We start from the raw sequence: 24,779 nt of genomic DNA, 5'->3' as shown, positions 1-24,779 counted from the left end.
TTAAAAGGGATCATCCCTATAGAAGATCGAAGGAGTGTTTTAGAGATGGAAAGAACATTTTTAATGGTAAAGCCTGACGGCGTACAACGTAACCTTGTAGGTGAAATCGTTGGTCGTTTCGAAGACAAAGGATATCAATTAGTTGGTGGGAAATTAATGAACATTTCTCAAGAACTTGCTGAACAACATTACGGAGAGCATAAAGAACGTCCATTCTTCGGAGAACTTGTAGAATTCATTACTTCTGGACCGGTTTTCGCAATGGTATGGGAAGGCGAGAACGTCATCTCTACTGCTCGCTTAATGATGGGTGCAACGAATCCAAAAGAATCAGCTCCTGGAACTATTCGTGGAGACTTTGCTGTAACAGTAGGCAAGAATATTATTCATGGTTCAGACTCATCTGAGTCAGCAAGCCGCGAGATCAACTTATTCTTTAAAGAAGAAGAGCTTGTGACTTATGACAAAACAGTGAACAACTGGATTAATTAATCGCCAAAAACAGCCGAGCGAATTTCGCATGGCTGTTTTTCTTATACATACGACCTACTTTTTCCGTTATAATGAGAACGTACATAAGAGAGAAGAGGCAACAGGGGGTTGTTAAATGTCTGATTATTCGATGTTAATTCAAGGGGTCAAGAAGAAAACTGGGATCGATTTGTCTTTGTATAAAGAAGCCCAGATGAAGAGGAGACTCACTTCACTATACGAAAAGAAAGGCTTTCGTAATTTTAAAGATTACTCTCTAGCTATTCAAACGGATCAAGACTTATTGGACGAATTCCTGGACCGCATGACGATTAATGTGTCAGAATTTTACCGCAACGCCTTGCGTTGGGAAGTCTTAGAGAAGAAAATTTTCCCTCAATTATTGGAGAAAAATAAACGATTGAAAATTTGGAGCGCGGCTTGTTCTACCGGGGAAGAGCCTTATTCGCTAGCAATGGTTCTATCATCCTATCTTCCTTTGCGTGATATTTCTATTTATGCAACGGACTTAGATGTGGGTGTATTGAATCGTGCCAAAGTTGGTTTATACAATGATCGTGCATTAAAAGAAGTGCCCAAACCGATCATCGATAAATTCTTCATAAAAGAAGGTGCTTCTTATCAAGTAGTAGAAGATATCAAGAAGACCGTTACATTCAAACAGCAAAACTTGCTGGAAGATCGCTATGATACGAACTACGACTTGATCGTCTGCCGTAATGTGATGATTTATTTTACGGAAGAAGCGAAAGATCAGATTTATACCAACTTCTCCAAAGCACTTAAACCAGGTGGTGTGTTGTTCGTTGGAAGCACAGAACAAATATTCAATCCTGAAAAATATAACTTTGAATCAGTAGATACATTCTTTTATAGAAAAAAACAATAAACCACGTTACGGAGGAATGGAATATGCGCTTTATTACAGCTGGTGAATCCCATGGTCCACAGCTTACTGCCATCATTGAAGGATTACCTGCACAGATGGAGCTAACTGCTGAGATGATCAATAAAGAATTGAAGAGAAGACAAGGTGGACACGGTAGAGGCCGTAGAATGCAAATAGAGAAGGATCGGGTAGAAATCTCATCCGGTGTACGCCATGGTAAAACAATTGGCTCACCGGTTACGCTAACGGTTGTGAACGATGATTGGAAACACTGGACAGGCATCATGGGCGTAGAACCACTTCCGGAAGACGTGAATCCAGAAGATGTAAAGCGTCAAATTACACGCCCGCGTCCCGGACACGCGGATCTAGTCGGCGGCATGAAATATGGCCATCGTGACTTGCGAAATGTGTTGGAACGTTCATCGGCACGTGAAACGACGATGCGTGTTGCAATCGGGGCGGTAGCAAAACAATTTTTGCGTCAGCTTGGGATTGAAACTGTAGCGCATGTTACGGAAATTGGCGGCATCGAAACAGATTCTGCTGCCTATGCTGATCTTTCCATTGAAGAACTACGCGCGATCGTAGAAGAAGATGCAGTATATTGTGCTGATAAAGAAGCGTCTGTCAAAATGACCGAAGCCATAGACGATATTAAAAAGCGCGGTGATACACTAGGGGGCGTAGTGGAAGTCATCATTGAAGGATGTCCTCCTGGGATTGGTAGTTATGTACAATTCGATCGCAAAATGGATGGTAAGCTTGCAGGTGCTATGATGAGCATTAATGCTTTCAAGGGTGTTGAAGTCGGTTTAGGGTTCGATATGGCAAAAATGCCAGGCAGTGAAGTGCATGATGAAATTAGCTGGAATAAAGAGCAAGGATATTACCGAAAGTCCAATCGTTTAGGTGGACTTGAAGGTGGAATGACGACAGGTATGCCGATCGTAGTGCGTGGTGTAATGAAACCAATTCCAACACTTTACAAGCCGCTAGAAAGCGTGGATATTGATACAAAGGAATCTTTCGTTGCAACGATTGAACGTTCCGATCCTTGTGCCGTTCCTGCTGCATCTGTTGTAGCTGAACATGTCATCGCAACAGAGATGGCTAAAGCGATTATGGAAGAATTCCGTTCGGATACAATGGACGCCTTACAGAAGGATATTGAACAATACAGACAATATGTAAAGGAGTTTTAAGATGGATAAGTTAACTGTTTCCGTCCGAGATCACCAATACGATGTCTATGTAGGTTCAAACACCTATGAATTATTTTCGACTGACTATGCAGATTTGCTAAGTACGACAGATAAAATTGGAATTATTGCCGATGCACGTGTGGCGGAATTACATCTCCCTTTATTGCAAGAAGCTTTATTACGTTCTGGTCGCGAGGTATCGGTGAAAATCGTACCTGGCGGCGAGAAGTGTAAAATGCCAGAAGTTTACGTGGATTGTCAGTCTTTCTTATTGACTGAAGGATTTACGCGAAATTCCCTCCTTATCGCATTTGGCGGAGGGGCGTGTGGGGATTTAACAGGTTTTGTAGCCGCTACATTTATGCGTGGTATTCGCTTCATCCAATGCCCAACCACTGTACTTGCGCATGACAGTGCAGTCGGTGGGAAAACAGCCATCAATATGCCGGAAGGAAAAAATATGGTGGGATCATTTCATCAACCTTCAGCCGTATTGTTTGAAACTGATGTATTTAACACGTTACCTGCGTCCGAAATGCGTTCAGGTTTGGCGGAATTGGTCAAGCATGCTTTTATTTCGGATCCATTATGGACGGAGCAATTACTAGAACAAGAACAGTTTTCTACACCCTCTATAGAGTGGCTTGAAAAGGAATTACTTCGTGGTATCAAGGTAAAAGCAGATATCGTTGGAGAAGATGAGTTTGAGAATTCGACGCGTAAGTTTTTAAACTTCGGTCATACATTTGGACATGCAGTGGAAGCGGCTTCCGGATTCGGCAGCCTCAGCCATGGGGAGTGTGTCATGATTGGTATGGGGTATGCCTTCTTGCTAAGTGAGAAATACGGTAATATCCCTGAAGGATTCACGAATCGCTATCTTCATTTTGCTAACAACAATGGCTATACATTTAAGCCAGTATTCTCTTATAGTTTCGAAGAGTTATTATCCTATATGCAAAAGGATAAGAAAGCTTCATTCGGTAAAATGAATTTCGTTTTATTACAAAAAATCGGTGAACCTTTTGTGAAAGAAATTAGTTCAGAAGAGTGTCAGACTGCATTTGAGGAATTTAAAGTAAAATTGAAAAGCGAGGGAATTGTATGAGTGTTAGGGGAATTAGGGGTGCGACAACAGTTGAAAATGATGACGCATTTGAAGTGTTACAAGCGACAGAGTCTCTTGTACTCGAAATGGCGGAGGCGAATCAATTCAAACCGGAAGATATCGGTTCTGTAATTGTTTCAACTACAGTGGATGTCAAAGCGGCATTCCCCGCAAAAGCGATCCGTTCCATTAAAGGGTGGACTTATGTACCGGTCATGTGTACACATGAAATCGATGTGCCTGGCTCTATGCGTAAGTGTATACGTGTCATGATGAACGTCAATACTTCCAAAAAACAAGAGGAAATCCAACATATTTATCAAAATAATGCAGTTCAATTACGACCTGATTTACAAAAATAATACAACGTGAAGGGGAGCGATCTAATGAAGTGGAAACCAATATTACGCACGATGAAAGCTTATACACCCGGTCGTTCATTAGCGGAAGTAAAACGTACATACGGCCTGCAAGAAGTACATAAGCTCGCTTCAAATGAAAACCCTTATGGTTCATCACCTGAAGTCGCAGAATATTTACGTTCAAAGGCAGCTCAATTTGAAATGTATCCAGATTCTTACACCGCAGGATTACGGGGGAAGCTGGCAGAATTCCATCAAATCGATCCGAATGAAATTATTTTCGGGAATGGTTCAGATGAAATTGTTTCCATCATTTCCCGCGCCTTACTGCAAACAGGAACTAATACGGTAATGGCTTCTACGACATTCCCACAGTACGCACATAATGCAAAAATAGAGGGTGCCGAAATTCGTGAAGTGGCTATGCTTGAAAATGGTGATCATGATTTAGAAGGCTTTTTAAAAGCCACTGATGAAGAAACGGCTGTCATTTGGGTGTGTAATCCGAATAATCCAACAGGTAATCTTTTGTCAAGTGACTCAATTAAAAAATTCTTGGATCGGGTACCTAAAACGGCACTTGTTGTTCTCGATGAAGCATACTTTGAATTTGTTACAGATCCGACACAGCAAGACGCTATGACGTGGATTCATGACTATGACAACTTGATTGTACTTCGTACGTTTTCTAAAGCATACGGACTGGCAAGTTTCCGCATAGGTTATGGCGTCGCTAACGCGAATATAGTATCTGAGCTTAATAAAGTGCGGAACCCATTCAACAACAGCTCGCTTGCATTAGCAGTAGCGGAAGTTGCCCTTGCGGATCAGCGATTCCTTCAAGATTGTGTTACGAAAAATGACGAAGAACGAAAACGATATGTAGACTATGCGCAACAGCATGCATTGGCCATCTATCCGTCAGAAACTAATTTTGTATTAATCGCTGTCCCTCTAGACGCGGATGCTGCATGCGAGATTTTCATGCAAAATGGATATATTGTCCGTAGCGGAAATCTGCTAGGTACACCAGGATTCGTTCGCGTAACGATTGGAACGCATGAACAAAATACAGGCTTCTTTAAAGCATTCGATCAACTATTAACTAACCAATAAGGATAGATGACAATGAAAACAACAGTAGCTATAATTGGACTCGGATTGATCGGTGGATCACTAGGTCTAGCATTAAAACGAAATCCAGAAATTCATATTGTAGGTTTTGACCGCTCCTATGCAACTGCTGATGAAGCATTTCGAAGAGGAATCATTGACACGGTCGCACCTTCTGCAAAATCAGCCTGTGAACAGGCTGACTTTGTTGTTTTTGCGACGCCCGTCAATACAACGGTTGCTCTCTTTAAAGAAGCGCAAGACTGGGACTTCAAAGAACATGTAATCGTCTCTGATACAGGGAGTACGAAAAAACCGATTATGGATGCTGCGAAGATCTTACAAGAAAAAGGAATCACCTTTATAGGTGGCCATCCAATGGCGGGATCCCATAAAAGTGGTGTATCCGCTGCGATGGAACATCTCTTTGAGAACGCCTATTACATTCTGACACCGAATGACACAACGACTGAAAAACAAATCGATGATATAGAGAAATTGCTTTCCTCCACCAAAGCGAAATTGATTGTCCTACAAGCGGAAGAACACGATCGTATGACAGCTATCATCAGTCATTTCCCGCATATTGTAGCCTCTTCATTAGTCGGCCGCTTAGCCGCGCAGGAAGAACAACAACCATTCGTGAAAAAATTAGCTGCAGGTGGTTTCCGTGATTTAACACGTATCGCTTCGGCAGATCCTGTCATGTGGCGTGATATTACAATCCAAAATCGGGAAGAGTTGTTGTCACAGGTAGACGGTTGGCTCGACGAAATGAATGCAATTCGCGCTATGCTAGAAGACAATAATCCTGAGCGTATTTTCGATTTCTTTGCGCAGGCGAAAACTTACCGCGATCAACTTCCTTCTACAAACGAAGGCGCGGTTCAAGGTGCGCTCTACATGACATTTGATCTACACATCGACATACCAGATCATCCGGGTATCATTTCCGAGATCACGAAAATTCTAGCAGATGCCAATATTAGTTTGACCAATATACGTATCGTGGAAACACGTACCGATGTGTACGGCATTTTAGTTGTCAGCTTCCAATCAGCTGCTGAACGTAAGAAAGCTCGTCAAGTATTGACAGCAAAAACGGACTATTCTATGCATGTACTTTAAGAGGAGGAGAGCGTAATGTCAGAACAACAAACGGTTTCATTCGAAAAGCCAGTTCTTCGCGGTGCTTTACAAGTACCTGGAGATAAATCAATTTCCCACCGCGCGGTTATGTTGGGTTCAATTGCAAAGGGCAAAACCACGATCAGTGGGTTTTTGGATGGTGAAGATTGTCTGAGTACCATTGAAATGTTTAAACAGCTCGGTGTAAAGATTACGCGGAACGGAACTACTGTGACGATTGAAAGTCCTGGCATCGCGGAGTGGCAGACGCCAGCTGGAGCACTTGACGCGGGTAACTCGGGAACGACTGCGCGCTTAATGCTAGGTATTTTATCCGGTTCTTCCGTAACGTCCGAAATGTGTGGAGATCAATATTTATCTAAGCGTCCGATGAAGCGTGTGACGAATCCTTTGGAGCAAATGGGTGCGGATATCAAAAGCAAAGGATCGGCGGATTACTTACCACTTATAATCACTGGGAACACATTGCAAGCAATCGATTATTTGATGCCAGTTGCTAGCGCGCAAGTAAAGTCCGCTGTATTACTTGCAGGTCTTCAAGCCAAGGGGACTACGTCTGTTACAGAAATTACTGTATCGCGGGATCACACGGAACGTATGTTAGTGCAATTTGGTGCGAAGCTGGAACAACAAGACAAAGTAATCCGGATCGAAGGTGGGCAACAACTAACAGGAACAGATGTCGTCGTACCAGGAGACATCTCCTCTGCGGCTTTTTTCATGGTAGCCACGGCATTAGTTGAAGACAGTGATGTGTCGTTCCTAAAAGTTGGATTGAACCCTACTCGAACAGGTATACTAGATGTACTAGAAGCGATGGGCGTGGAAATCGAACTATCAGATGAACAAGGTTTTTCGGGTGAGCGTTATGGCACTGTACGAATAAAGCATTCGCGCCTGCGAGGAACTGAAATCGGTGGTGATTTGATTCCAAGATTAATCGATGAACTTCCTGTACTTGCTTTATTAGCAACACAAGCAGATGGAAAAACTATTATAAAAAATGCTGAAGAACTTCGTGTCAAAGAGACGGACCGTATTGAGGCAGTTGCTACGGAATTACGGAAGCTCGGAGCGGATATTGAGACCACGTCGGACGGTATGATTATTCATGGTCCGACACCACTTGCGGGTGCCACACTTCAATCCTACGGTGATCATCGTCTAGGCATGATGGCAGCGGTAGCGGGATTGATTACGTCAAGTCCTGTTCAGATTGATAATCCATCTTGTATCGCGATTTCCTATCCGCGCTTTTTCGAAGATCTTTCGGAGCTAGTTAATCAATAAAGTAGAGTAGAAAGCTCAGGTGAAAAAATGAAGATATTGCAGGAATTGGAGCAAGCAGTACTCAATGGAGATTTAGATGTACTTCATGATGAAATACAGAAACTGCAAGCTACCAATGAGTATGACACATTATACAATGTCGCAAATCTATTGATCGAATATGGATTCGTCAGACAAGCTGACGATATATTTTCTCAGTTGTTGCTCGTATTCCCTGACGAAGCTCAGTTGAAAATAGATCGCGCTGCCGCTTTACTTGAACTTGGTGAAGAGGATGAAGCCTTACTCTTATTGACGGACGTCTCACCAGACGAAGAAGAGTATGTGCAAGCATTGCTTGCACAAGCGGATTATTATCAAATGCTCGGACTTGCCGAAACGGCATTATCTAAAGTGCGTGAAGCCGCAACATTGGCCCCGCACGAACCGGTAATCCAACTTGCGCAAGCAGAACTTCTATTGGAGTCAGGTAGATACAGTGAGGCTGTGAGAATTTACGGGAAGCTTCACGAGACAACCGAAGAGATCGCAGGTGTTCGTCTATCTTCGCGACTTGCAGAAGCGTACAGTGCAGGTGCTGCGTACGAGGAAGCCATTCCGTTCTACGAGGCATTACTGAACAAGGAAGTACATCCTGAAGAGTTGTTTGGATTAGGGTTGGCTTACTATCAAACTGCTCGCTACTCGGAAGCGGTCACACGTCTTGAGCAGTTGCTAGAAATGGATCCAGATTATTTCTCCGCTTATATGCTTGCAGGTCAAAGCTACGCGCAACAAAATGAAGACGACAAAGCGTTGGAGTTTTTTAAAAAAGGTATTGAACGCGATGAGTTCGATAAAGAATTGCAGCTGGCCGCAGGGAAATCTGCATTGAAACTGCAAATGCCAAAACAGGCAGAAGAGCATTTAAAAGAAGCTCTCGTTTTAGATCCGGAGTATATTGATGCAATTGTCACGCTTGCTTCGGTTTATGAAAATCAGGAAGATGACGAAGCGTTACTTGATCTGCTGACGTACTCTGAAGTCGATCAATTAGAAATCCCTTTACTTCATGCTTTCCTTGCATATGCCTATGAACGTACAGAAGATTACGAAAAAGCGTATGAAATGTATTTCAAAGCATATGATGGGATGAACGAAGATGCTGCTTTCTTAGATCAATATGCACGATTCTTGCTGGAAGAAGGTAAGCGCGATGAAGCGTTACCAGTAATTCAGCAGCTAGTAAGAATCGCTCCGCATGATGAGGAATGGATCGCATACATCGCGCAATCTGAAGAGGAGGGGTAGGATGAAGGCCGTGGTTCCTGTAGCTGCTAAAAAAGAATTTTTAAGGTGGTTTTTAAAGCGCTATCGATTAAAGCGCCGGGAATGTGTATGGATTTTAAATTATCTTCTCAGCAACGAACATTTATTAATGAATGTTCATTTTACAAATGAGGCACATCACTGTCCACGCGCCATGATCATTTCCACAACAGAGGTGGATAGTATTCCGTTTCGCTTCTACAAGGGAAATTTGATGACGGCTGATGCGGAAAAGTCATTTCACGACCTTAGACTGCATCCAGACGAGGATATGTTCATCCAACTGAATTTCAAACACAGCAACAAATGTCCTGAGTACGCGAGTGTGGCGGAAGAGAATCCGTACTTGCCGGAAGATCTGCTGAAGAAAAAGAAAGACCAACAAATAGCTGAAAAGCTGTTGGAAGAAAGCTTCACATTAACGACCAATGACATGTTACTGAAGAGAATCGATGAAGCACTGGACAACGGTGACCGTGAGCTGTTCATTAGCTTGACAGCTATGTTGAACGAGATGAAAAAAGATAAAGACATCAGCCAATGATTTCGCCCTCCGCGGTGGAATCATTGGTTTGCGTTGTGGAAAAATATGAGCTAAACTTTACTGAGTAATGTAAGGAGGAATGACAATGAACTGGGTTCCAAAAGATGTGGATACGTATATAACTCAAAAGGAATATATTGATACCGTCGTAGTACCTTTAATAACGATAGACACACGACCTGAAATGATGAAAAACAGTGCATCCTCTTCTGAGTTTTTGATGAATCTATCGATGTTCATAGAGAAGCAATTTAAAGGACGTATGATGTTCTTACCGCCTGTTTCATACACGCAGTCAACAGACTTGCAACAAATGGCGGACACGTTATCACAAGATTTGAAGAAGTCTTCCTTTACGCATGTCTTCTATCTTACGACGGATTCTAAGTGGACGAGCGTGACGGTAGAAGGTAAGGTCGTCTGGCTTCCGTCCATTCCGCTCGAGACGATGGACAACCATCTTCGCCAGACCATCATGGAAGATCAGCTACGTCAAGTACTGACACACTTTATGGAGAGTTGGAATGTGCAGTAGGGTGATAAATATTGAAGACAGAGTTCAGGATTGACACGATCTTTTGATTTAGAACTTGAACTAAATCAATTTTAATGTCATTATCAGTACAGGCACACCTAAACACCGTCCTCAAAAGGGTACAAGCACTAATCGGGACGTATTTAAAGGTTGATTGCCGTTTGTCACCAAATCTTAATATTTGTCCACAAACTTAAGTACCTACTAAAAGCATTATTGAATTTAGTTTCATATTGATATATCATAGATATGTCCTAGTATTACAATTAGCAAAAGAATGTCCGTGGGACTGACTTTGGAGTAAGAGGAGGGAAATTACTGATGAGCAATAAAGTGTCAAGACGCACGTTCCTAAGTTATACATTAATGGGAACTGGTGGGTTCATGGCCTCTGCAATGCTGATGCCGATGATTCGTTTCGCAATTGATCCCGTTCTGGCTAGTGCCGGCGGTTCCGACATGATTCCAACACCGCAAAAAGAAGCTGATCTCTCGGAAGTACCAGTTCGTGTCGACTATACAATCAAAGATCGACAAGATGGATGGTATACTTCTGACGAATCTAATACGGCTTGGGTCTACAAAGAAGGCGACAAAGTCATAGCACTTTCTCCGGTCTGTAAACACTTAGGGTGTACAGTAAACTGGGAAGGCGACGAGCATAAAAACGAATTTTTCTGCCCATGTCACGCTGGACGTTATAAGAAAAATGGTGCAAACATTCCAGGAACACCGCCGCTTGGACCGCTTGATGAGTTTGAAGTAGAAGTCATCGACGGATTTGTCTATCTTGGTGGAGTAATACCGAACACATTAGTCTAAAGGGTAAGGGGGTACGACCGCAGTGTTAAATAAAATTTATGATTGGGTGGATGAACGGTTAGATATCACACCAATTTGGCGAGATATCGCTGACCACGAAGTACCTGAGCACGTAAACCCTGCACATCATTTTTCTGCATTCATCTATTGTTTCGGAGGTTTGACGTTTTTCGTAACGGTTATCCAAATCTTGTCTGGTATGTTCCTGACAATGTATTACACACCGGATATTGAAAACGCATGGAAATCAGTTTTCTACCTTCAGAACGATGTTGCATTCGGTGAACTTGTGCGTGGGATGCACCACTGGGGGGCTTCGTTAGTTATCGTAATGATGTTCCTACATACTTTGCGTGTATTCTTTACAGGGTCTTATAAGAAGCCTCGTGAATTGAACTGGATCGTCGGAGTATTGATCTTCGTCGTAATGCTAGGTCTTGGATTCACAGGATATCTATTGCCTTGGGATATGAAAGCTCTATTTGCAACAAAAGTTGGGATTGAGATTGCCGCGTCAGTACCTTTCATCGGAGAACAGATTAAAATCCTTCTCGCGGGTGATTCCACGATTTTAGGTGCACAGACGTTAACAAGATTCTTCGCGATTCATGTATTTTTCCTACCGGCTGCTTTGCTTGGGTTGCTTGCAGCGCACTTTATCATGATCAGAAGACAAGGTATTTCCGGACCACTATAAGAACCAATTTTTTGGTTAGGGTCATCTGAAATTTAAGAAGGAGGGAATAACATGCACCGCGGAAAAGGGATGAAATTTGTTGGGGATTCGCGCATCAAGGCCTCAGGCAAGATGTCGAATACACCAAAAGATTACTCAGAATATCCGGGTAAAACCGAGGCATTCTGGCCAAACTTTCTATTGAAAGAGTGGATGGTCGGATCGATTTTCTTAATCGGTTATCTGATCGTTACTCTTGCACACCCGTCACCGCTTGAGCGTCAAGCGGACCCGACGGATACAATGTATATACCGATACCAGACTGGTATTTCCTATTCATGTATCAGCTACTGAAATATGAATTCGCTTCCGGTCCTTATAACGTGATCGGTGCGATCGTAATTCCTGGATTGGCAGTTATGGCATTAATGCTAGTTCCATTCATGGATACAACGAAAGAGAGACGTCCGTTTAAGCGTCCATTGCCAACAGGTTTCATGATTCTTTCGTTCTTAGCTATCTTCTACTTGACTTGGGAATCAGTCGAAAACCACGACTGGGAAGCAGCAAAAGTTCAAGGTGCTATTGTGGACGAAGTGGAATATGATGAAACGGCTGAAGGGTATGAGATTTATCAAGGCTCTTCCTGTATTGGCTGTCACGGTGACTCCTTCCAAGGTGGACTGGGCTTACCGTTAACTAACACAGGTTTGACACCTGAAGAAATTATCGAAATCGCTCATGATGGCCGTGGTACAATGCCTGCTGGTACGTGGGAAGGTTCAGATGAAGATCTTCAAGTACTTGCTGAATTTATATCTGAGCTAGAAACGAAGTAAGAAAAAGAGTCAGGAAACTGACTCTTTTTTTCTATATATTGATCTTTAATTAAACTTTACATAAAAATAGTATATTCCAATGGAAGTGGTGATGTTTTTGCGAATGTTATGGGCTCAAATCTGGATGATCCTTTCACATAAATCATTCTTATGGATTCTTCTTTTTATCAATATAGTAGGTTCGGTCTACGGATATGATTGGTATATGTGGCAACTGGAAATCACAGAACCGAAATACTGGATTTTCGTACCGGATAGTCCTACGGCTACTTTGTTCTTTTGTATAGCTATAATAGGCTGGCTACTTAATCGAAACTTCAAATTGATGGAAGCACTCGCACTCATCACTTTAGTAAAGTATGGCTTATGGGCGGTCGCTATGAATTTGTTGACGCTCATTGTAACCGGTTCGATTGGTTGGATAGGCTGGATGTTGATAGGCTCCCATTTCGCAATGGCATTGCAAGGAACCTTATACTTGCCAAAATATAAATTCACAGCTTGGCATATTGCAATTGCGGCTATTTGGACACTTCATAATGATGTAATCGACTATGTCTTCGGACAAATGCCAATTTACCACGACCTTTCGCAATTTAGTCCACAAATCGGCTATTTCACATTTTGGTTATCCATAGCTTGTATTGCTACGGCTATGTGGAATTATAAGTCGAGACTGGACATGCGCGTGTTGAAAGCGTAGTTAATAGTTGCAGGAAGCAAGTAAACATTATAAAATTAAAGGCAGAGAGAAAGGGGAGAGATATACGTGTTCTGGATTTACTTTGGTATCATTTTATTGCTTCCTATCTATGCGCAATTTAAAGTGAAAAGCACATATAAAAAGTATTCAAAGATTCGTTCTACTTCTGGGATGACAGGTGCTCAAGTAGCAAGGCTTATTTTGGATCAAAATGGTTTACATGATGTAAAGGTAGTGGAAAGCCAAGGGTTTTTAACGGATCATTATAATCCATTGACAAAGATCGTGGCACTATCGACAAGTAACTATCATGAATCATCTGTAGCAGGTACTGCAGTAGCGGCGCACGAAGTCGGTCACGCTATTCAAGATAAAGAGGCTTACTCATTCTTGCGTTTCCGCCACAGACTGGCGCCAGTCGCTAGTTTGACTTCAAACGCATCCTGGGTATTCATCATGATTGGGATTATCTTCTCTAGCATGAACTCTTTGCTAGGTATCGGAATTCTGTTGATGGCCGTTGGGGTACTATTCCAAATTGTTACATTGCCAGTAGAGTTTAATGCATCATCACGTGCGATGGATCAAATCATTCAACTTGGCATCATTCGTAATGATGAAGAACCACAAGCGAAAAAAGTATTGAGTGCAGCCGCGATGACATATGTTGCTGCAACTGCAGTAGCTGTACTGGAGCTAGTTCGTTTGATTTTAATCTTTACAAGCCGTGACTAATAAATACAAAATCCTTCTGCTATAGCAGAAGGATTTTTTTTAATCACTGATTGGCCTTTTTTGTTCATCCAATGTAAATCCTTCGCCCATTACATCATGTACTTCCATCATGGAGACGAATGCTTCGGGATCTACAGCGGTGATGAGGTTTTTCAATCGAATCATTTCATTTTTTCCGACCACGCAGTAGAGTATTTCACGGTTTTCTTTTGAAAAATGACCGTAACCTTTGAACACCGTCACGCCTCGCTCCATAGAATTTGATATGTTAGTAGCGATTTCATCCGGAAAGTTCGTTACAATGAATGCACCTCTCGCAGAGTATGCTCCTTCTTGTACGAAATCAATGACGCGAGCTCCAACGAAGAGTGCAACCAATGTATACATCATCGAGCGGTAATCTAAATAGACAGCCCATGACAATAAAATGATAGCGGCATCGAACACAAACATCGTTTTACCCATCGTAATTCCATATTTCTTATGTACGAGTCTCGCTATGATATCGGAGCCACCTGTCGTCCCACCGCTTCTAAATATAATACCTAGTCCTACACCGATGAATACGCCAGCAAATAGCGCGACTAGGAACAGGTCACCTTCCATATGGATATTCACTTGATACTGCATGAACACTTTAATGAAAATCGACACTGCCACCGTACCGATGACAGTATAGATGAAGGAACGTCTGCCAAGCATTTTCCAACCTATTAAAAACATGGGGATATTCAGCAATAAGTTCAGTAAGGCTGGATCCCAATTGAAAGCAAACAGTAGAATTAATGTAATTCCGGTAAATCCACCTTCTGCTAGTTCATGCTGAATCGTAAAGTTCACGAGTCCAAAACTAAATAGCGCTGCGCCTAACATAATCAATAAAATATTCCGTACACGAATTCCAGCGAACAAACACACCACTCCTCCTGTTAATTGATTCTGGATGTAATTGAACTTCTTGTTCTATGTAGCTTGTCCTACGTACGCACTTATAATCATTCAGTGATACGTGCACTATACATAGTATGTGCTAAATATTATATTTTGACAATAGCCAGAAGAATGCATACGATAGGAAGGGGAGTTGATAGCGATGACTAAAACGATGGAACAATTGCAACGAGATGTTGATACATACATAACTGGTTTTAAAGAAGGATACTTTCCTCCAATGGAACTCATCGCACGGCTGACGGAGGAGTTGGGGGAATTATCCCGTGAAGTACAGGATCGCTACGGGATGAAGAAGAAAAAATCTTCTGAAGCCATCCGAACGTTGGAGGAAGAAACGGGCGATCTATTATTCGTCTTAATTTGTTTTGCTAACTCACAACAAATCGATTTATCCGAAGCGCTAGATACCGTATTGACAAAATTCAACACAAGAGATAAAGATCGCTGGACCAAAAAGGAGGAAAAGAATGATGATTAAATTAGCAATAGCAGGTGCACGTGGAAGAATGGGTGGGACTGCTATAGTCGCAGGAACGGAAGCGGCAGATATAGAGATTGTAGCGGTACTCGATTATAAACATGACGGGGAATATTTACATAATGGAACAGTATCGGATGCCGAAGGTGGAATACCGATTTTCACATCGCTTGAAGCGTTGCATGCTGCGCACCATCCTGATGTATTACTTGATGTCACAGATCCCGATGCGGTATTTGCTAACGCAAGTAAAGCATTGTCATTAGGCATGGATGTAGTAATCGGAACATCTGGATTGACGGCTGAAATGCTCAAAGACTTAGAGAGTCTGTCCAATGAACAGCAAAAAAGCTGTATTATCGCACCGAACTTCTCGATTGGCGCTGTTCTCATGATGAAATTTGCTCAACAAGCTGCTCGTTACTTAGGAGATGTTGAAATACTTGAAATGCACCATGATCGGAAATTGGATGCACCGTCCGGAACAGCTGTGAAAACGGCAGAGATGATCCGTGAAGTACGTGCCGCTCATATCCAAGGCCATCCAGAAGAACAAGAGAAACTTAAAGGTGCACGTGGTGCCGATATCGAAGGAATGAAAATTCACAGTATTCGTTTACCGGGATTACTCGCACATCAAGAAGTATTACTTGGCGGTGAAGGGGAATTGCTCAAGATCCGTCACGACTCTTTCGACCGGAAGTCCTTTATGCCGGGTATTTTACTTTCGATTCGTGAAGCTGTTTCTACTCCACGATTCATTTATGGGCTTGAAAAAATTATAGATTAAATTTTTGCAGTGAGGCGGTTAACGTATGCAACGAAGAAAATTAAAAGTAGGTGTCATTTGTTATCCATCGCTCGGTGGTTCAGGTGTAGTGGCGACGGAGTTAGGACTCAAAATGGCTGCTAAAGGGCATGAGATGCATTATATTACATCGAGCAGACCGTTTCGATTTTTAGATATCCATCCGAATATCCATTTTCATGAAGTGACGATTGAAGGGTATGCAGTTTTTAAGTATCCTCCGTACGACATTGCCCTTGCCAATCGCATCGCGCAAGTCATAGAATCGGAACAGCTGGATTTGCTTCATGTTCACTACGCTGTACCACACGCGATTTCTGCTATTTTGGCGAAAGATATGGCGCAATCAACTATTGGCATCATCACGACCCTACATGGCACCGATGTGACGATTCTCGGTCACGACCCTGCGTTAAAAAACACATTGTCATATGGTATTAATAAGTCCGACCGTGTGACCGCTGTATCTCGTTCATTGCGCAATGAAACGATCGAGTTGCTACAGCCAACGACAGAAATACAAACGATTTATAACTTCATTGATGAAGAAAAGTATTATCCACGTGAAGTGGAACATCTTCGGGAAGAACTTGGTATTGAGTCCGATGAAAAAGTTCTCATCCACATATCTAATTTTCGAAAAGTGAAGCGCATTCCCGATATTATTGAAAGCTTCCGTTTGATTGATAAGCAACATAAAGCGAAATTGCTGTTAGTGGGTGAAGGGCCGGAGAAATTTTATTTGGAAGAATTCGTTAAGACCCATGAATTGCAAGACGATATTTTCTTCTTAGGTAAGCGTAACGATCTGCCCGAATTATTGTCTATTAGTGATGCGATGTTGTTGCTTTCAGAGAAAGAAGCATTCGGTCTCGTGCTGCTTGAAGCTTTTGCTTGTGGTGTGCCCGCTGTAGCAAATGCGATCGGTGGAATTCCGGAAGTGGTTCAAGAAGGTGTCAACGGATTCTTAGTAGAACTAGGAGATGTACAAGCCGTTGCTAATCGTCTGACACAGTTGCTAAGTGATTCCAATTTGCATCAACAAATGAAAAGTAATGCTATGCGTACAGTGCAGGAAGAATTCAGTTCCGAATCAATTGTAGCGCAATATGAGGAATTATATTATGAAGTGGCGGCGATGAAATGACCATTTCTTTCGGTTCAGTAGCAAGTCGGCAAGTAATTAGAGAATTGCATGCGGCAGGTTATGAAGCCGTCTTTGTCGGCGGTGCGGTTCGTGATGCGGAGCTTGGTAAAAAACCACTAGATATTGACATTACAACTTCTGCTACGCCGTCTCAAGTCAAAGAAGTGTTTAGACATACAATTGATGTGGGCATTGAACACGGTACGATTCTTGTGCTGATGCATGGAGAGCCTATTGAAGTGACGACATACCGCTCAGAAACTACAACTAGCGATCCCGTCTATGTAACATCGTTGCGGGAAGACTTGCAACACCGTGATTTTACAATTAATGCGCTCGCTATGACAGTAGACGGAGAACTCATCGATTTCTTTGATGGACTCGAAGATATGAAGCGAAAAATCATTCGTGCTGTTGGAAAGCCTGAAGAACGCTTTCAAGAAGATCCATTGCGGATTTTCCGAGCCTTGCGTTTTTCCTCCGTCTTGGATTTTGATATAGAAGAGCAAACTTTGCAGGCGATGAGAACACTGGCTCCTTCATTGCACGGTGTTGCGATTGAACGGATCAAAACAGAAATGGATAAACTGTTTCAAGGTCAGAACCCTTCACGAGCTTTTCATTACGGGTGTGAAATTGGATTGCCGGAACTTTTTCCCGAGTTATTTGTAGCGTTTAAATCGCTGGATTGCTATACACCATTTCTTGACGCGCGTCATGGCTTTGCTGCGGTGCTTGCCATAACGGAAATGAACGCAACAGACCTAGCTCGGCTCTTCAAATTATCCAATAAGGAAAAACGCTTCTTGAAACAATTTGAAGAGGCCTATGCGATACGCACACAACGAGCATTTGATCTATGGGATTTCTATAGCTTTTCAACCGACACACTAGAAGTAGTGGGGAAGGTCTTTAACGTAAATCATGAGGATTGTATAGTAAGCAAACAGCTAATTGTACAGTATAAAAAACAACTACCGATTCTGCAACGCACGGACCTATCTTTCACTGGGAAAGATTTAGTACAATGGTCTGGAAAAAGTGGTGGTAAATGGACAAGTGATTGGATTATGAAAATTGAACGAGCAGTTGTCTACGGACAAATTGAAAATGACGCACAGGCGATAAAGGAATGGTTTATAAATGAAATCTCCCGTGAAAAGTGAATTATTGAAACGATTATTTGCTGCACAAGGTGAGCCTATATCAGGTCAAGATATTGCCGATGAGTTCGGTCTTTCGCGCACGGCAATCTGGAAATATATTAAAGAACTTGAGGAAGAGGGCTATGAGATCGGGTCACAACGTAAAAAAGGGTATTATTTAATCGAAGCACCTGATTTGGTTAACCAAGGAAATATCACTGAATATTTAACGACAGAACGCTACGGTCGAAACATTAAATATTTCACAACAGTGCCCACTACACAGACAATAGCACATGAAGATGCGCAAAATGGAGCAGAAGACGGCACATTAATTATTTCGGAAGAGCAGACGGCGGGTAAAGGGCGTTTGGCAAGGCCTTGGACATCAAAAGCCAATCGGGGTATTTGGATGAGTTTGATTATTCGTCCTGATTTGCCACCTCAAAATGCGCCGCAACTAACACTCGTTGCAGCGGTGGCAATCGTTCGTGCAATTGAAGAAGTGACGGATATTCAACCGGTTATTAAGTGGCCAAATGATATATTAATCAATGGTAAAAAAGTCACAGGTATCCTGACAGAGCTTCAGGCTGATCCTGACCGTGTCAAAGCCATTATTTTAGGGATGGGAATCAACGCCAATCAGCAGCTATCTGATTTTCCGGAAGAACTGCAAATGATTGCGACTTCATTACGCATTGAAAAAGGGGAAATGATTGATCGCGCACAATTAGTGGCAACCATTCTAAAGTACCTGGAGCAATATACAGACCTATACGTAGAAAAAGGATTTGCGCCGATTAAAATTTTATGGGAGAGTTATGCTGCGATAACGGGTAAGAAAATCAAAGCAAGTATGGTTCATGAAACGGTTGAAGGTATTGCACTTGGTATTTCCCATGATGGTATGCTAGAACTTCGATTGGCAGACGGCACTGTGCGTGGAATTTATTCTGCAGACATCGAAGTTAAGAATTAAAACTATACAGAATCTTACTGTTTTGATATAGTGTACGCATAGGGCGGTATCGATTTTGGAGCTGCACCTGTTTGGCAAATGAATTATATAAGAGATCTGCCTTGATCTATTTAGACAGGGACGGAGGAAGCATGATCAAACGCTTACGCAACCCTTCTGTCCATATTTGGATCAGTAGGGTTTTAATTTTGGTTTTTTTGCCTACCAAACGCCTGCTGAAATCAGACGTAAAGGAGAAGATTAACAGTGAAATCCACAACAGATTTTTCGAAAATGAAAGCAAATGGTGAAAAAATCAGTATGTTGACAGCATACGATTATCCGACAGCACAAATTGCAGAACAAGCAGAGATTGATGTACTACTTGTCGGAGATTCTCTTGGCATGGTTGTGCTCGGCTATGATTCGACAGCACATGTAACGCTTGATGAAATGAGTCATCATGGCAAAGCAGTTCGACGGGGTGCGAAAGATACATTCGTGATTGTAGATATGCCATTTGGTACGTATCATGGTTCCGCTGACATGACATTACAAAATGCTTTACGTTTATTCCAGGAAACGTCTGCGAATGCTTTGAAAGTAGAAGGCGGTGGTGCGGTCATCGGAAAAATCCAATTGTTGACGACAGCTGGCATACCAGTATGTGCGCACTTAGGATTGTTGCCGCAGTCTGCCGGTGTCAGTGGTGGATACAAAGTACAAGGGAAAACGGCAGCTGCAGCTAAACAGTTAATTGAAGATGCCAAAGCGTGTGAAGCAGCGGGTGCGTTTATGATTGTAGTGGAATGTATTCCTTTCCAATTAGCGAAAGAAGTTGCGCAAGCAGTTTCTGTTCCTGTTATTGGAATAGGTGCGGGTGCTGAAGCAGATGGGCAAGTACTCGTATTCCATGACATGGTGCGCTACGGTAATCATAAACTACCGAAATTCGTCGAAAGTTACGCAGAAGTCGGTAAAGATATCGAAGGTGCCATGAGGTTATATAATTTGGCAGTGAAGAACGGAACATTCCCTTCTGAAAGCCATCGCTTTACGATGAGGGAAGAAGAACTTGAAGCATTATACGGAGGCAAAACACTATGAGTACTAGTGCCACCATGCAAATTGTTCGGTCGATTGCGGAATTGGAAAATATCCTAAATCCAAGAAAACGTGAAGGACGCACAGTAGGTTTCGTACCGACCATGGGCTTTCTTCATGAAGGTCATTTGGAGTTGGTAAAAGAAGCCAAAAGAGACCACGATATGGTCGTCATGAGTATTTTCGTTAATCCAGCGCAGTTCGGACCAGGAGAGGATTACGAGGCATATCCACGCGATGAGCAACATGATGCAGAACTCGCTTCAACAGCAGGAGTCGACTATTTATTTATTCCTTCTGTAGAGGATATGTATCCGCGCAAGAGCGGCATCAGAATTTTGCCCGGAGAACAAGCATCACGTCTTTGTGGAGCTTCAAGACCAGGTCATTTCGACGGAGTGTTGAAAGTGCTCTTAAAATTATTCAGCATCGTCGATCCAGATGAATCGTATTTTGGAATGAAAGATGCGCAGCAATTAGCGATTATTGAAACGTTTGTTCGTGATTTCAATCTTCGCACATCGATCTCACGTGTACCTACTGTGCGTGAAGAAGACGGACTGGCGAAAAGTTCGCGTAATGTTCGTTTGCTTGAACATGAACGAAATGAAGCGAGTGCAATCTACCGTGCGCTATGCCAAGGGAAACGTAGCTATTACGAAGGTGTTCCACTGCAAGAAGTAGCGAAGATCGTGCGCAAATTGATTGAAGAAGAAACATCTGGCACGATTGATTACGTCGAAGTGCTTGCGTATCCTTCGTTGGAAGAGAACCTCACTGATACCGAAGAAGTCATCTTAGCCGCTGCGGTACAATTTACTTCCGCGAGACTGATAGATAATATTATTATGTCAACTATAAAGGATGAGAAAAATGTTTAGAATGATGATGAATGGAAAGTTACATCGCGCGACTGTTACGGAAGCCAATTTAAATTACGTAGGGAGCATTACGATCGATGGTGCGCTTTTAGAGGCTGCGGGTATGTTACCGAATGAGAAAGTGCAGATCGTCAACAATAATAACGGTGCGCGCTTTGAGACGTATATTATCGAAGGAGAGCCAGGCAGCGGAGTCATTTGTGTCAATGGAGCTGCAGCTCGTCTTGTGCAGCCGGGCGACATCGTGATCATTCTATCCTATGCGTATGTTTCGGACGAAGAGGCGCGTACTCATCAGCCGACTGTGTTGATTATGGATGAACAGAATCGTGTGAAGGAAGTCATCACGGAAAAACCAGGTGTCGCTATATTCTAAAAAGTATTGAACCCCCCATTTGAGAAGTAATTGAATGGGGGGTTCATTTGTAATACGTTGAAACCAAAACAGTTTGGCATGCAGGAGGCTAGGACGTGGGATTTGCGCTTTTTAGGGGTCACTTCACTTTAGTTGTCTTACCTGGGCTTGATCCTTCCAAAGTCGACCCTCCTACGTTCCAATCCCGAACCGCTATCTAAATATTCCTTTATATTTGTTCAATCTATGGAGTTTCTTTTTGGCCGATGCAAGACGTGAGTCGTCATGGTAAATGTGATACAATTTGCATTAGAAACCAAATAGGAAGTTGATGATGGTATGTCTACTAGCAAATATGCAGTTGTGGATTTGGAAACGACCGGTCATTCGCCTTTAAATGGTGATCGGATCATTCAAATTGCGATTGTGTTTATTGAGAACAATAAAATAATAGATACATATATGCGTTACGTACATCCAAAGCGCACGATTCCACCTTTCATTCACCAACTGACATCCATTGGCGATGAAGAGGTAAAAGACGCTGCCCCTTTTGAAAAGATTGCTCAAGAAGTGGCTGATTTACTTACGGGATGTATTTTTGTCGCGCACAACACAGACTTCGATGTATCATTTCTACAAAAAGAATTGGTTCGCTGTGGCATGTCAAAATGGCATGGCAAGACGATCGATACTGTGGAACTAGCGAAGATTATGTATCCCACTTTACCTGGCTATCGTTTGCAGGATATTGCCGAATCATTAAATATTTCATTAAAGCAAGCACATCGGGCAGATGATGATGCAGAAGCGACAGCGTTGTTTTTGTTGAAGGCCATTGAGAAAATTAACACTTTGCCTAAAGAGACGCTGAATCGTATGCATGAGCGTTCATTTGCAATGAAATCGGATGTATCGACATTGTTTTATGAAGCGCTTAAGCAGGCACGTGGAAAGGAAACGTCGAGCGACTATGCACTATTTCGTGGTATTCCCTATTTGAAATCAACACCAACCCCTGCATCGTGGCCACAGCCAATAGAATTTCCTATCGACAATATGGCGAAAGAGCGAGTCATGCAGAAAATTCATCCATCTTATCATGTGAGGGAAAGTCAGGCACATTTGATGGATTTAACATGGCAAGCCTTTGTCGAAAAGAAGCAAATCGCAGTGGAGATTCCAACGGGTGTTGGTAAGACGATTGGCTACTTAGTGCCTGCTTTGATTCGCGCATATGAAATGAAACAGCCTGTTGTTATTAGTACGTATACGAATCACTTGGTCGACACGCTAGCTGAAGAAGTACAGAAGCTTGAAAAAGCTTTGCAAATGACGATTCCAACAACTGTGGTTAAAGGCATGGCGAATTATATTTCTATGGGGAAATTTGAAGAACTTTTACATTTTAACGATGAGGTTTACGATGATTCCATCACGATCATGCAATTATTAGTCTGGTTAACGGAAACCACAACTGGTGATTTGGATGAAGTCAATGTATCAGGTGGCGGTCAGCTGTTTATCGACCGTATTCGTAAGCGTTCCATGCGAGTAAAGAAAGATGAACGGGTGGCAGATTTTTATACACATACAGTAAAAAACTGTCAGGAGTCGATGGTAATATTAACAAATCATTCCATGTTGGTGAACGATCAGCAACGTTATGATCCTTTGTTCCATTCCATCAGCGGATTAGTGATTGATGAAGCCCATCAAATGAACCAAGCGGCAATTCGAACGCATCAACAAGTGTTTTCTTATACGAAATGGAAGTATGTAATGAGTCAGTTGAATGGTTTAAGTAGCTGCCAACTATTGTTTGATATTCAGGATATCTTAAGGCGATTTCATTTCAATCATAAAATGTCTACTGAACGGCTTCAATATTCATTCAATGAATTCATGTTCGCATTCGATGAATCGATGCTTGTACTGGTGAACTCCAATTCAACTAACGACAATAAGTCGACAACGAGAACAGTGAAACCATTATCCAAACGTTTGCGGACGAATGAAATTTTCGACAAAGTTTTGCGAAAGATGAATGAGTATATTAGTGTGACCGAGAACTATGCAATGCCAATCCAAAATTTGTCGAATGAATTGACGTTACATGAGCAAGCAGCGCTAAGTGAATGGTATTATTGGATCAATGAAATGAAAATTAAAGCTGGCGAATGGATTGAATTGTTTTTGGAAAAGCCAAACACAAGCACGACCATTTGGATGGAGAAAGACAGTCGAAGTTTACCTGGCAGTTTGCAAATTAAGAAAAGTCCGGTAAATGGTTCAGAAGTGATCCGTGACTTTATAGGTACGTTTGAAGGGGAGGCGGGCATCGTCTGGACATCCGGAACATTAACAGCGGGACAACAGGACCGTTTCGTGCTGGACCAAGCAGGATTGCCTTCTAGCGTGCCGCTATACACATTTGATGCCCCAGCGAACTTCTATGAAGGAGCGCATACATTGATTGTGGAAGATATGCCGGATATTCAGCAAGTTTCAAATGAAGAGTACATCGAAGCAGTAGCAGATGCATTGATCCAAACAGCCGTTGCGATTGAAGGACGTGTCTTTGCATTGTTCTTGTCCCATGATATGTTGAAGAAGACACATCAAGCAGTGATGGACAGCGAGTCATTACAAGAAGAGTACATGCTAATCGCACAAGGAGTCAGCTCCGGAAGCCGTCATAAATTGCTGAAGACGTTTAAACAGCAAAAGAAAGCAGTGTTATTCGGCACGACAAGCTTCTGGGAAGGTGTAGATGTGCCAGGTGAGCAATTATCTGCAGTGGTCATCGTTCGTTTACCGTTTACTTCACCTGAAGAGCCACTATTTAAAGCGCGGACAGAAGCTTTAGTAGCGGACCATAAAAATGCATTCACCCATCTTGGTTTGCCTGAAGCCATACTGCGTTTCAGACAGGGGTTCGGCAGATTAATCCGTTCAACCGATGAACAGGGATTCTTCATCATATTGGATCGACGCATTGACACTAAATCCTACGGCAAGTCCTTTTTACAAGCTTTACCTAAGTCATTTGTGAAAAAAGTATCTTTGGAAGGTCTAGTTAACGAGATCGAAAATTGTTATAATGATTGATGTACAAATAGAAAGCAGGTTGGAAAATGAATCGAAAAAAAACTGCGGTTCATTCAATAGGAAG

Annotated in this window: 26 protein-coding genes; 25 read left to right on the top strand and 1 reads right to left on the bottom strand. The window is 42.4% G+C overall.

The genetic code is table 11. The annotated features are described in order from the left end of the window. Positions 1-45 precede the first annotated feature (45 nt). From ndk to CSV75_RS05425, 16 genes are all read left to right on the top strand, one after another. Complete coding sequence (gene ndk / locus CSV75_RS05500) at positions 46-492, top strand: nucleoside-diphosphate kinase (protein ID WP_099631561.1); 447 nt, start codon at positions 46-48, stop codon at positions 490-492. A gap of 115 nt (positions 493-607) precedes the next feature. Then, complete coding sequence (locus tag CSV75_RS05495; protein ID WP_099675037.1) at positions 608-1,381, top strand: CheR family methyltransferase; 774 nt, start codon at positions 608-610, stop codon at positions 1,379-1,381. Positions 1,382-1,404: 23 nt separating this feature from the next. Next, the gene (gene aroC / locus CSV75_RS05490) at positions 1,405-2,586 is read left to right on the top strand and encodes a chorismate synthase (RefSeq protein ID WP_099675036.1); all 1,182 of its coding nucleotides are present in this window, start codon (positions 1,405-1,407) and stop codon (positions 2,584-2,586) included. A 1-nt stretch (position 2,587) separates the two neighbouring features. Then, positions 2,588-3,694, top strand: a complete 1,107-nt coding sequence (gene aroB / locus CSV75_RS05485) for a 3-dehydroquinate synthase (RefSeq protein ID WP_099675035.1) — start codon at positions 2,588-2,590, stop codon at positions 3,692-3,694. Continuing rightward, on the top strand, positions 3,691-4,056 hold the full coding sequence (aroH, locus tag CSV75_RS05480) for a chorismate mutase (RefSeq protein ID WP_099675034.1): 366 nt from the start codon (positions 3,691-3,693) through the stop codon (positions 4,054-4,056). Before aroB ends, aroH begins: the two co-directional genes overlap by 4 nt. A gap of 24 nt (positions 4,057-4,080) precedes the next feature. Then, a complete protein-coding gene (gene hisC, locus CSV75_RS05475) occupies positions 4,081-5,172 on the top strand; it encodes a histidinol-phosphate transaminase (RefSeq protein WP_099675033.1) in 1,092 nt (363 codons plus the stop codon). Positions 5,173-5,184: 12 nt separating this feature from the next. Further along, a complete protein-coding gene (locus tag CSV75_RS05470) occupies positions 5,185-6,297 on the top strand; it encodes a prephenate dehydrogenase (protein WP_099675032.1) in 1,113 nt (370 codons plus the stop codon). 15 nt (positions 6,298-6,312) lie between these two features. Beyond that, positions 6,313-7,608, top strand: coding sequence for a 3-phosphoshikimate 1-carboxyvinyltransferase (aroA, locus tag CSV75_RS05465; protein WP_099675031.1), 1,296 nt, complete (start codon positions 6,313-6,315; stop codon positions 7,606-7,608). Positions 7,609-7,635: 27 nt separating this feature from the next. After that, entirely contained in the window at positions 7,636-8,898 is a 1,263-nt protein-coding gene (locus tag CSV75_RS05460; RefSeq protein WP_099675030.1) for a tetratricopeptide repeat protein, read from the top strand. 1 nt (position 8,899) lies between these two features. Then, positions 8,900-9,460, top strand: coding sequence for a ReoY family proteolytic degradation factor (locus CSV75_RS05455; protein WP_099631570.1), 561 nt, complete (start codon positions 8,900-8,902; stop codon positions 9,458-9,460). An 85-nt stretch (positions 9,461-9,545) separates the two neighbouring features. Continuing rightward, the gene (locus CSV75_RS05450; protein WP_158231606.1) at positions 9,546-9,995 is read left to right on the top strand and encodes a DUF2487 family protein; all 450 of its coding nucleotides are present in this window, start codon (positions 9,546-9,548) and stop codon (positions 9,993-9,995) included. A 318-nt stretch (positions 9,996-10,313) separates the two neighbouring features. Then, positions 10,314-10,817: a QcrA and Rieske domain-containing protein gene (locus CSV75_RS05445; RefSeq protein WP_099631572.1), complete on the top strand. Its 504-nt coding sequence runs from the start codon at positions 10,314-10,316 to the stop codon at positions 10,815-10,817. 22 nt (positions 10,818-10,839) lie between these two features. Further along, positions 10,840-11,514 carry a menaquinol-cytochrome c reductase cytochrome b subunit gene (gene qcrB, locus CSV75_RS05440; protein WP_081244540.1) on the top strand — a complete coding sequence of 225 codons (675 nt, stop codon included), beginning with the start codon at positions 10,840-10,842 and terminating at the stop codon, positions 11,512-11,514. A gap of 51 nt (positions 11,515-11,565) precedes the next feature. Beyond that, a complete protein-coding gene (locus CSV75_RS05435) occupies positions 11,566-12,333 on the top strand; it encodes a menaquinol-cytochrome c reductase cytochrome b/c subunit (protein WP_099672064.1) in 768 nt (255 codons plus the stop codon). Positions 12,334-12,430: 97 nt separating this feature from the next. Then, on the top strand, positions 12,431-13,036 hold the full coding sequence (gene lhaT / locus CSV75_RS05430; RefSeq protein WP_099675340.1) for a lipoprotein heptaprenylglyceryl N-acetyltransferase LhaT: 606 nt from the start codon (positions 12,431-12,433) through the stop codon (positions 13,034-13,036). A 66-nt stretch (positions 13,037-13,102) separates the two neighbouring features. Continuing rightward, a complete protein-coding gene (locus CSV75_RS05425) occupies positions 13,103-13,771 on the top strand; it encodes a zinc metallopeptidase (protein ID WP_199171302.1) in 669 nt (222 codons plus the stop codon). Between the two features lie 39 nt (positions 13,772-13,810). On the opposite strand, the gene CSV75_RS05420 is transcribed toward CSV75_RS05425, so the two are convergent. Further along, complete coding sequence (locus CSV75_RS05420; protein WP_099631575.1) at positions 13,811-14,683, bottom strand: YitT family protein; 873 nt, start codon at positions 14,681-14,683, stop codon at positions 13,811-13,813. A gap of 181 nt (positions 14,684-14,864) precedes the next feature. On the opposite strand from CSV75_RS05420, the gene CSV75_RS05415 reads away from it, so the two are divergent. The 9 genes from CSV75_RS05415 (at position 14,865) to dinG (ending at position 24,715) form a co-directional block, all read left to right on the top strand. Then, complete coding sequence (locus tag CSV75_RS05415; RefSeq protein ID WP_099631576.1) at positions 14,865-15,203, top strand: nucleotide pyrophosphohydrolase; 339 nt, start codon at positions 14,865-14,867, stop codon at positions 15,201-15,203. Beyond that, positions 15,193-15,993 (top strand): 4-hydroxy-tetrahydrodipicolinate reductase, encoded by an 801-nt coding sequence (gene dapB, locus CSV75_RS05410; RefSeq protein ID WP_099631577.1) that lies wholly within the window; start codon positions 15,193-15,195, stop codon positions 15,991-15,993. The genes CSV75_RS05415 and dapB overlap by 11 nt, the downstream gene beginning before the upstream one ends. Before the next feature lie 25 nt (positions 15,994-16,018). Then, complete coding sequence (bshA, locus tag CSV75_RS05405; RefSeq protein WP_099675029.1) at positions 16,019-17,158, top strand: N-acetyl-alpha-D-glucosaminyl L-malate synthase BshA; 1,140 nt, start codon at positions 16,019-16,021, stop codon at positions 17,156-17,158. Continuing rightward, a complete protein-coding gene (locus tag CSV75_RS05400) occupies positions 17,155-18,324 on the top strand; it encodes a CCA tRNA nucleotidyltransferase (RefSeq protein WP_099675028.1) in 1,170 nt (389 codons plus the stop codon). Before bshA ends, CSV75_RS05400 begins: the two co-directional genes overlap by 4 nt. Continuing rightward, entirely contained in the window at positions 18,302-19,285 is a 984-nt protein-coding gene (locus CSV75_RS05395) for a biotin--[acetyl-CoA-carboxylase] ligase (protein WP_099675027.1), read from the top strand. Before CSV75_RS05400 ends, CSV75_RS05395 begins: the two co-directional genes overlap by 23 nt. A 246-nt stretch (positions 19,286-19,531) precedes the next feature. Further along, positions 19,532-20,371 carry a 3-methyl-2-oxobutanoate hydroxymethyltransferase gene (gene panB / locus CSV75_RS05390; protein WP_099675026.1) on the top strand — a complete coding sequence of 280 codons (840 nt, stop codon included), beginning with the start codon at positions 19,532-19,534 and terminating at the stop codon, positions 20,369-20,371. Beyond that, the gene (gene panC, locus CSV75_RS05385) at positions 20,368-21,249 is read left to right on the top strand and encodes a pantoate--beta-alanine ligase (protein ID WP_369823575.1); all 882 of its coding nucleotides are present in this window, start codon (positions 20,368-20,370) and stop codon (positions 21,247-21,249) included. The genes panB and panC overlap by 4 nt, the downstream gene beginning before the upstream one ends. After that, positions 21,242-21,625 carry an aspartate 1-decarboxylase gene (gene panD, locus CSV75_RS05380; RefSeq protein WP_083035608.1) on the top strand — a complete coding sequence of 128 codons (384 nt, stop codon included), beginning with the start codon at positions 21,242-21,244 and terminating at the stop codon, positions 21,623-21,625. The genes panC and panD overlap by 8 nt, the downstream gene beginning before the upstream one ends. A gap of 318 nt (positions 21,626-21,943) precedes the next feature. Beyond that, positions 21,944-24,715: an ATP-dependent DNA helicase DinG gene (dinG, locus tag CSV75_RS05375; protein WP_099675025.1), complete on the top strand. Its 2,772-nt coding sequence runs from the start codon at positions 21,944-21,946 to the stop codon at positions 24,713-24,715. The last annotated feature ends 64 nt before the right edge of the window (positions 24,716-24,779 follow it).

The sequence above is a fragment of the Sporosarcina sp. P18a genome (assembly GCF_002743135.1).
Classification (GTDB): Bacteria; Bacillota; Bacilli; order Bacillales_A; family Planococcaceae; genus Sporosarcina.
The sequence above is the reverse complement of the archived record's forward strand: the minus strand, read 5'-3'. Positions and strand labels throughout refer to the sequence as shown.

Bases quoted from the DNA above. Each gene is read 5' to 3' on its own strand.
- CSV75_RS05400 (WP_099675028.1), top strand. From the start codon at position 17,155: ATGACCATTTCTTTCGGTTCAGTAGCAAGTCGGCAAGTAATTAGAGAA.
- CSV75_RS05415 (WP_099631576.1), top strand. From the start codon at position 14,865: ATGACTAAAACGATGGAACAATTGCAACGAGATGTTGATACATACATA.
- CSV75_RS05455 (WP_099631570.1), top strand. From the start codon at position 8,900: ATGAAGGCCGTGGTTCCTGTAGCTGCTAAAAAAGAATTTTTAAGGTGG.
- bshA (WP_099675029.1), top strand. From the start codon at position 16,019: ATGCAACGAAGAAAATTAAAAGTAGGTGTCATTTGTTATCCATCGCTC.
- CSV75_RS05395 (WP_099675027.1), top strand. From the start codon at position 18,302: ATGAAATCTCCCGTGAAAAGTGAATTATTGAAACGATTATTTGCTGCA.
- aroB (WP_099675035.1), top strand. From the start codon at position 2,588: ATGGATAAGTTAACTGTTTCCGTCCGAGATCACCAATACGATGTCTAT.
- CSV75_RS05470 (WP_099675032.1), top strand. From the start codon at position 5,185: ATGAAAACAACAGTAGCTATAATTGGACTCGGATTGATCGGTGGATCA.
- CSV75_RS05495 (WP_099675037.1), top strand. From the start codon at position 608: ATGTCTGATTATTCGATGTTAATTCAAGGGGTCAAGAAGAAAACTGGG.
- CSV75_RS05450 (WP_158231606.1), top strand. From the start codon at position 9,546: ATGAACTGGGTTCCAAAAGATGTGGATACGTATATAACTCAAAAGGAA.
- dinG (WP_099675025.1), top strand. From the start codon at position 21,944: ATGTCTACTAGCAAATATGCAGTTGTGGATTTGGAAACGACCGGTCAT.
- panD (WP_083035608.1), top strand. From the start codon at position 21,242: ATGTTTAGAATGATGATGAATGGAAAGTTACATCGCGCGACTGTTACG.
- dapB (WP_099631577.1), top strand. From the start codon at position 15,193: ATGATGATTAAATTAGCAATAGCAGGTGCACGTGGAAGAATGGGTGGG.
- ndk (WP_099631561.1), top strand. From the start codon at position 46: ATGGAAAGAACATTTTTAATGGTAAAGCCTGACGGCGTACAACGTAAC.
- hisC (WP_099675033.1), top strand. From the start codon at position 4,081: ATGAAGTGGAAACCAATATTACGCACGATGAAAGCTTATACACCCGGT.
- CSV75_RS05460 (WP_099675030.1), top strand. From the start codon at position 7,636: ATGAAGATATTGCAGGAATTGGAGCAAGCAGTACTCAATGGAGATTTA.
- aroC (WP_099675036.1), top strand. From the start codon at position 1,405: ATGCGCTTTATTACAGCTGGTGAATCCCATGGTCCACAGCTTACTGCC.
- CSV75_RS05435 (WP_099672064.1), top strand. From the start codon at position 11,566: ATGCACCGCGGAAAAGGGATGAAATTTGTTGGGGATTCGCGCATCAAG.
- panC (WP_369823575.1), top strand. From the start codon at position 20,368: ATGAGTACTAGTGCCACCATGCAAATTGTTCGGTCGATTGCGGAATTG.
- aroH (WP_099675034.1), top strand. From the start codon at position 3,691: ATGAGTGTTAGGGGAATTAGGGGTGCGACAACAGTTGAAAATGATGAC.
- aroA (WP_099675031.1), top strand. From the start codon at position 6,313: ATGTCAGAACAACAAACGGTTTCATTCGAAAAGCCAGTTCTTCGCGGT.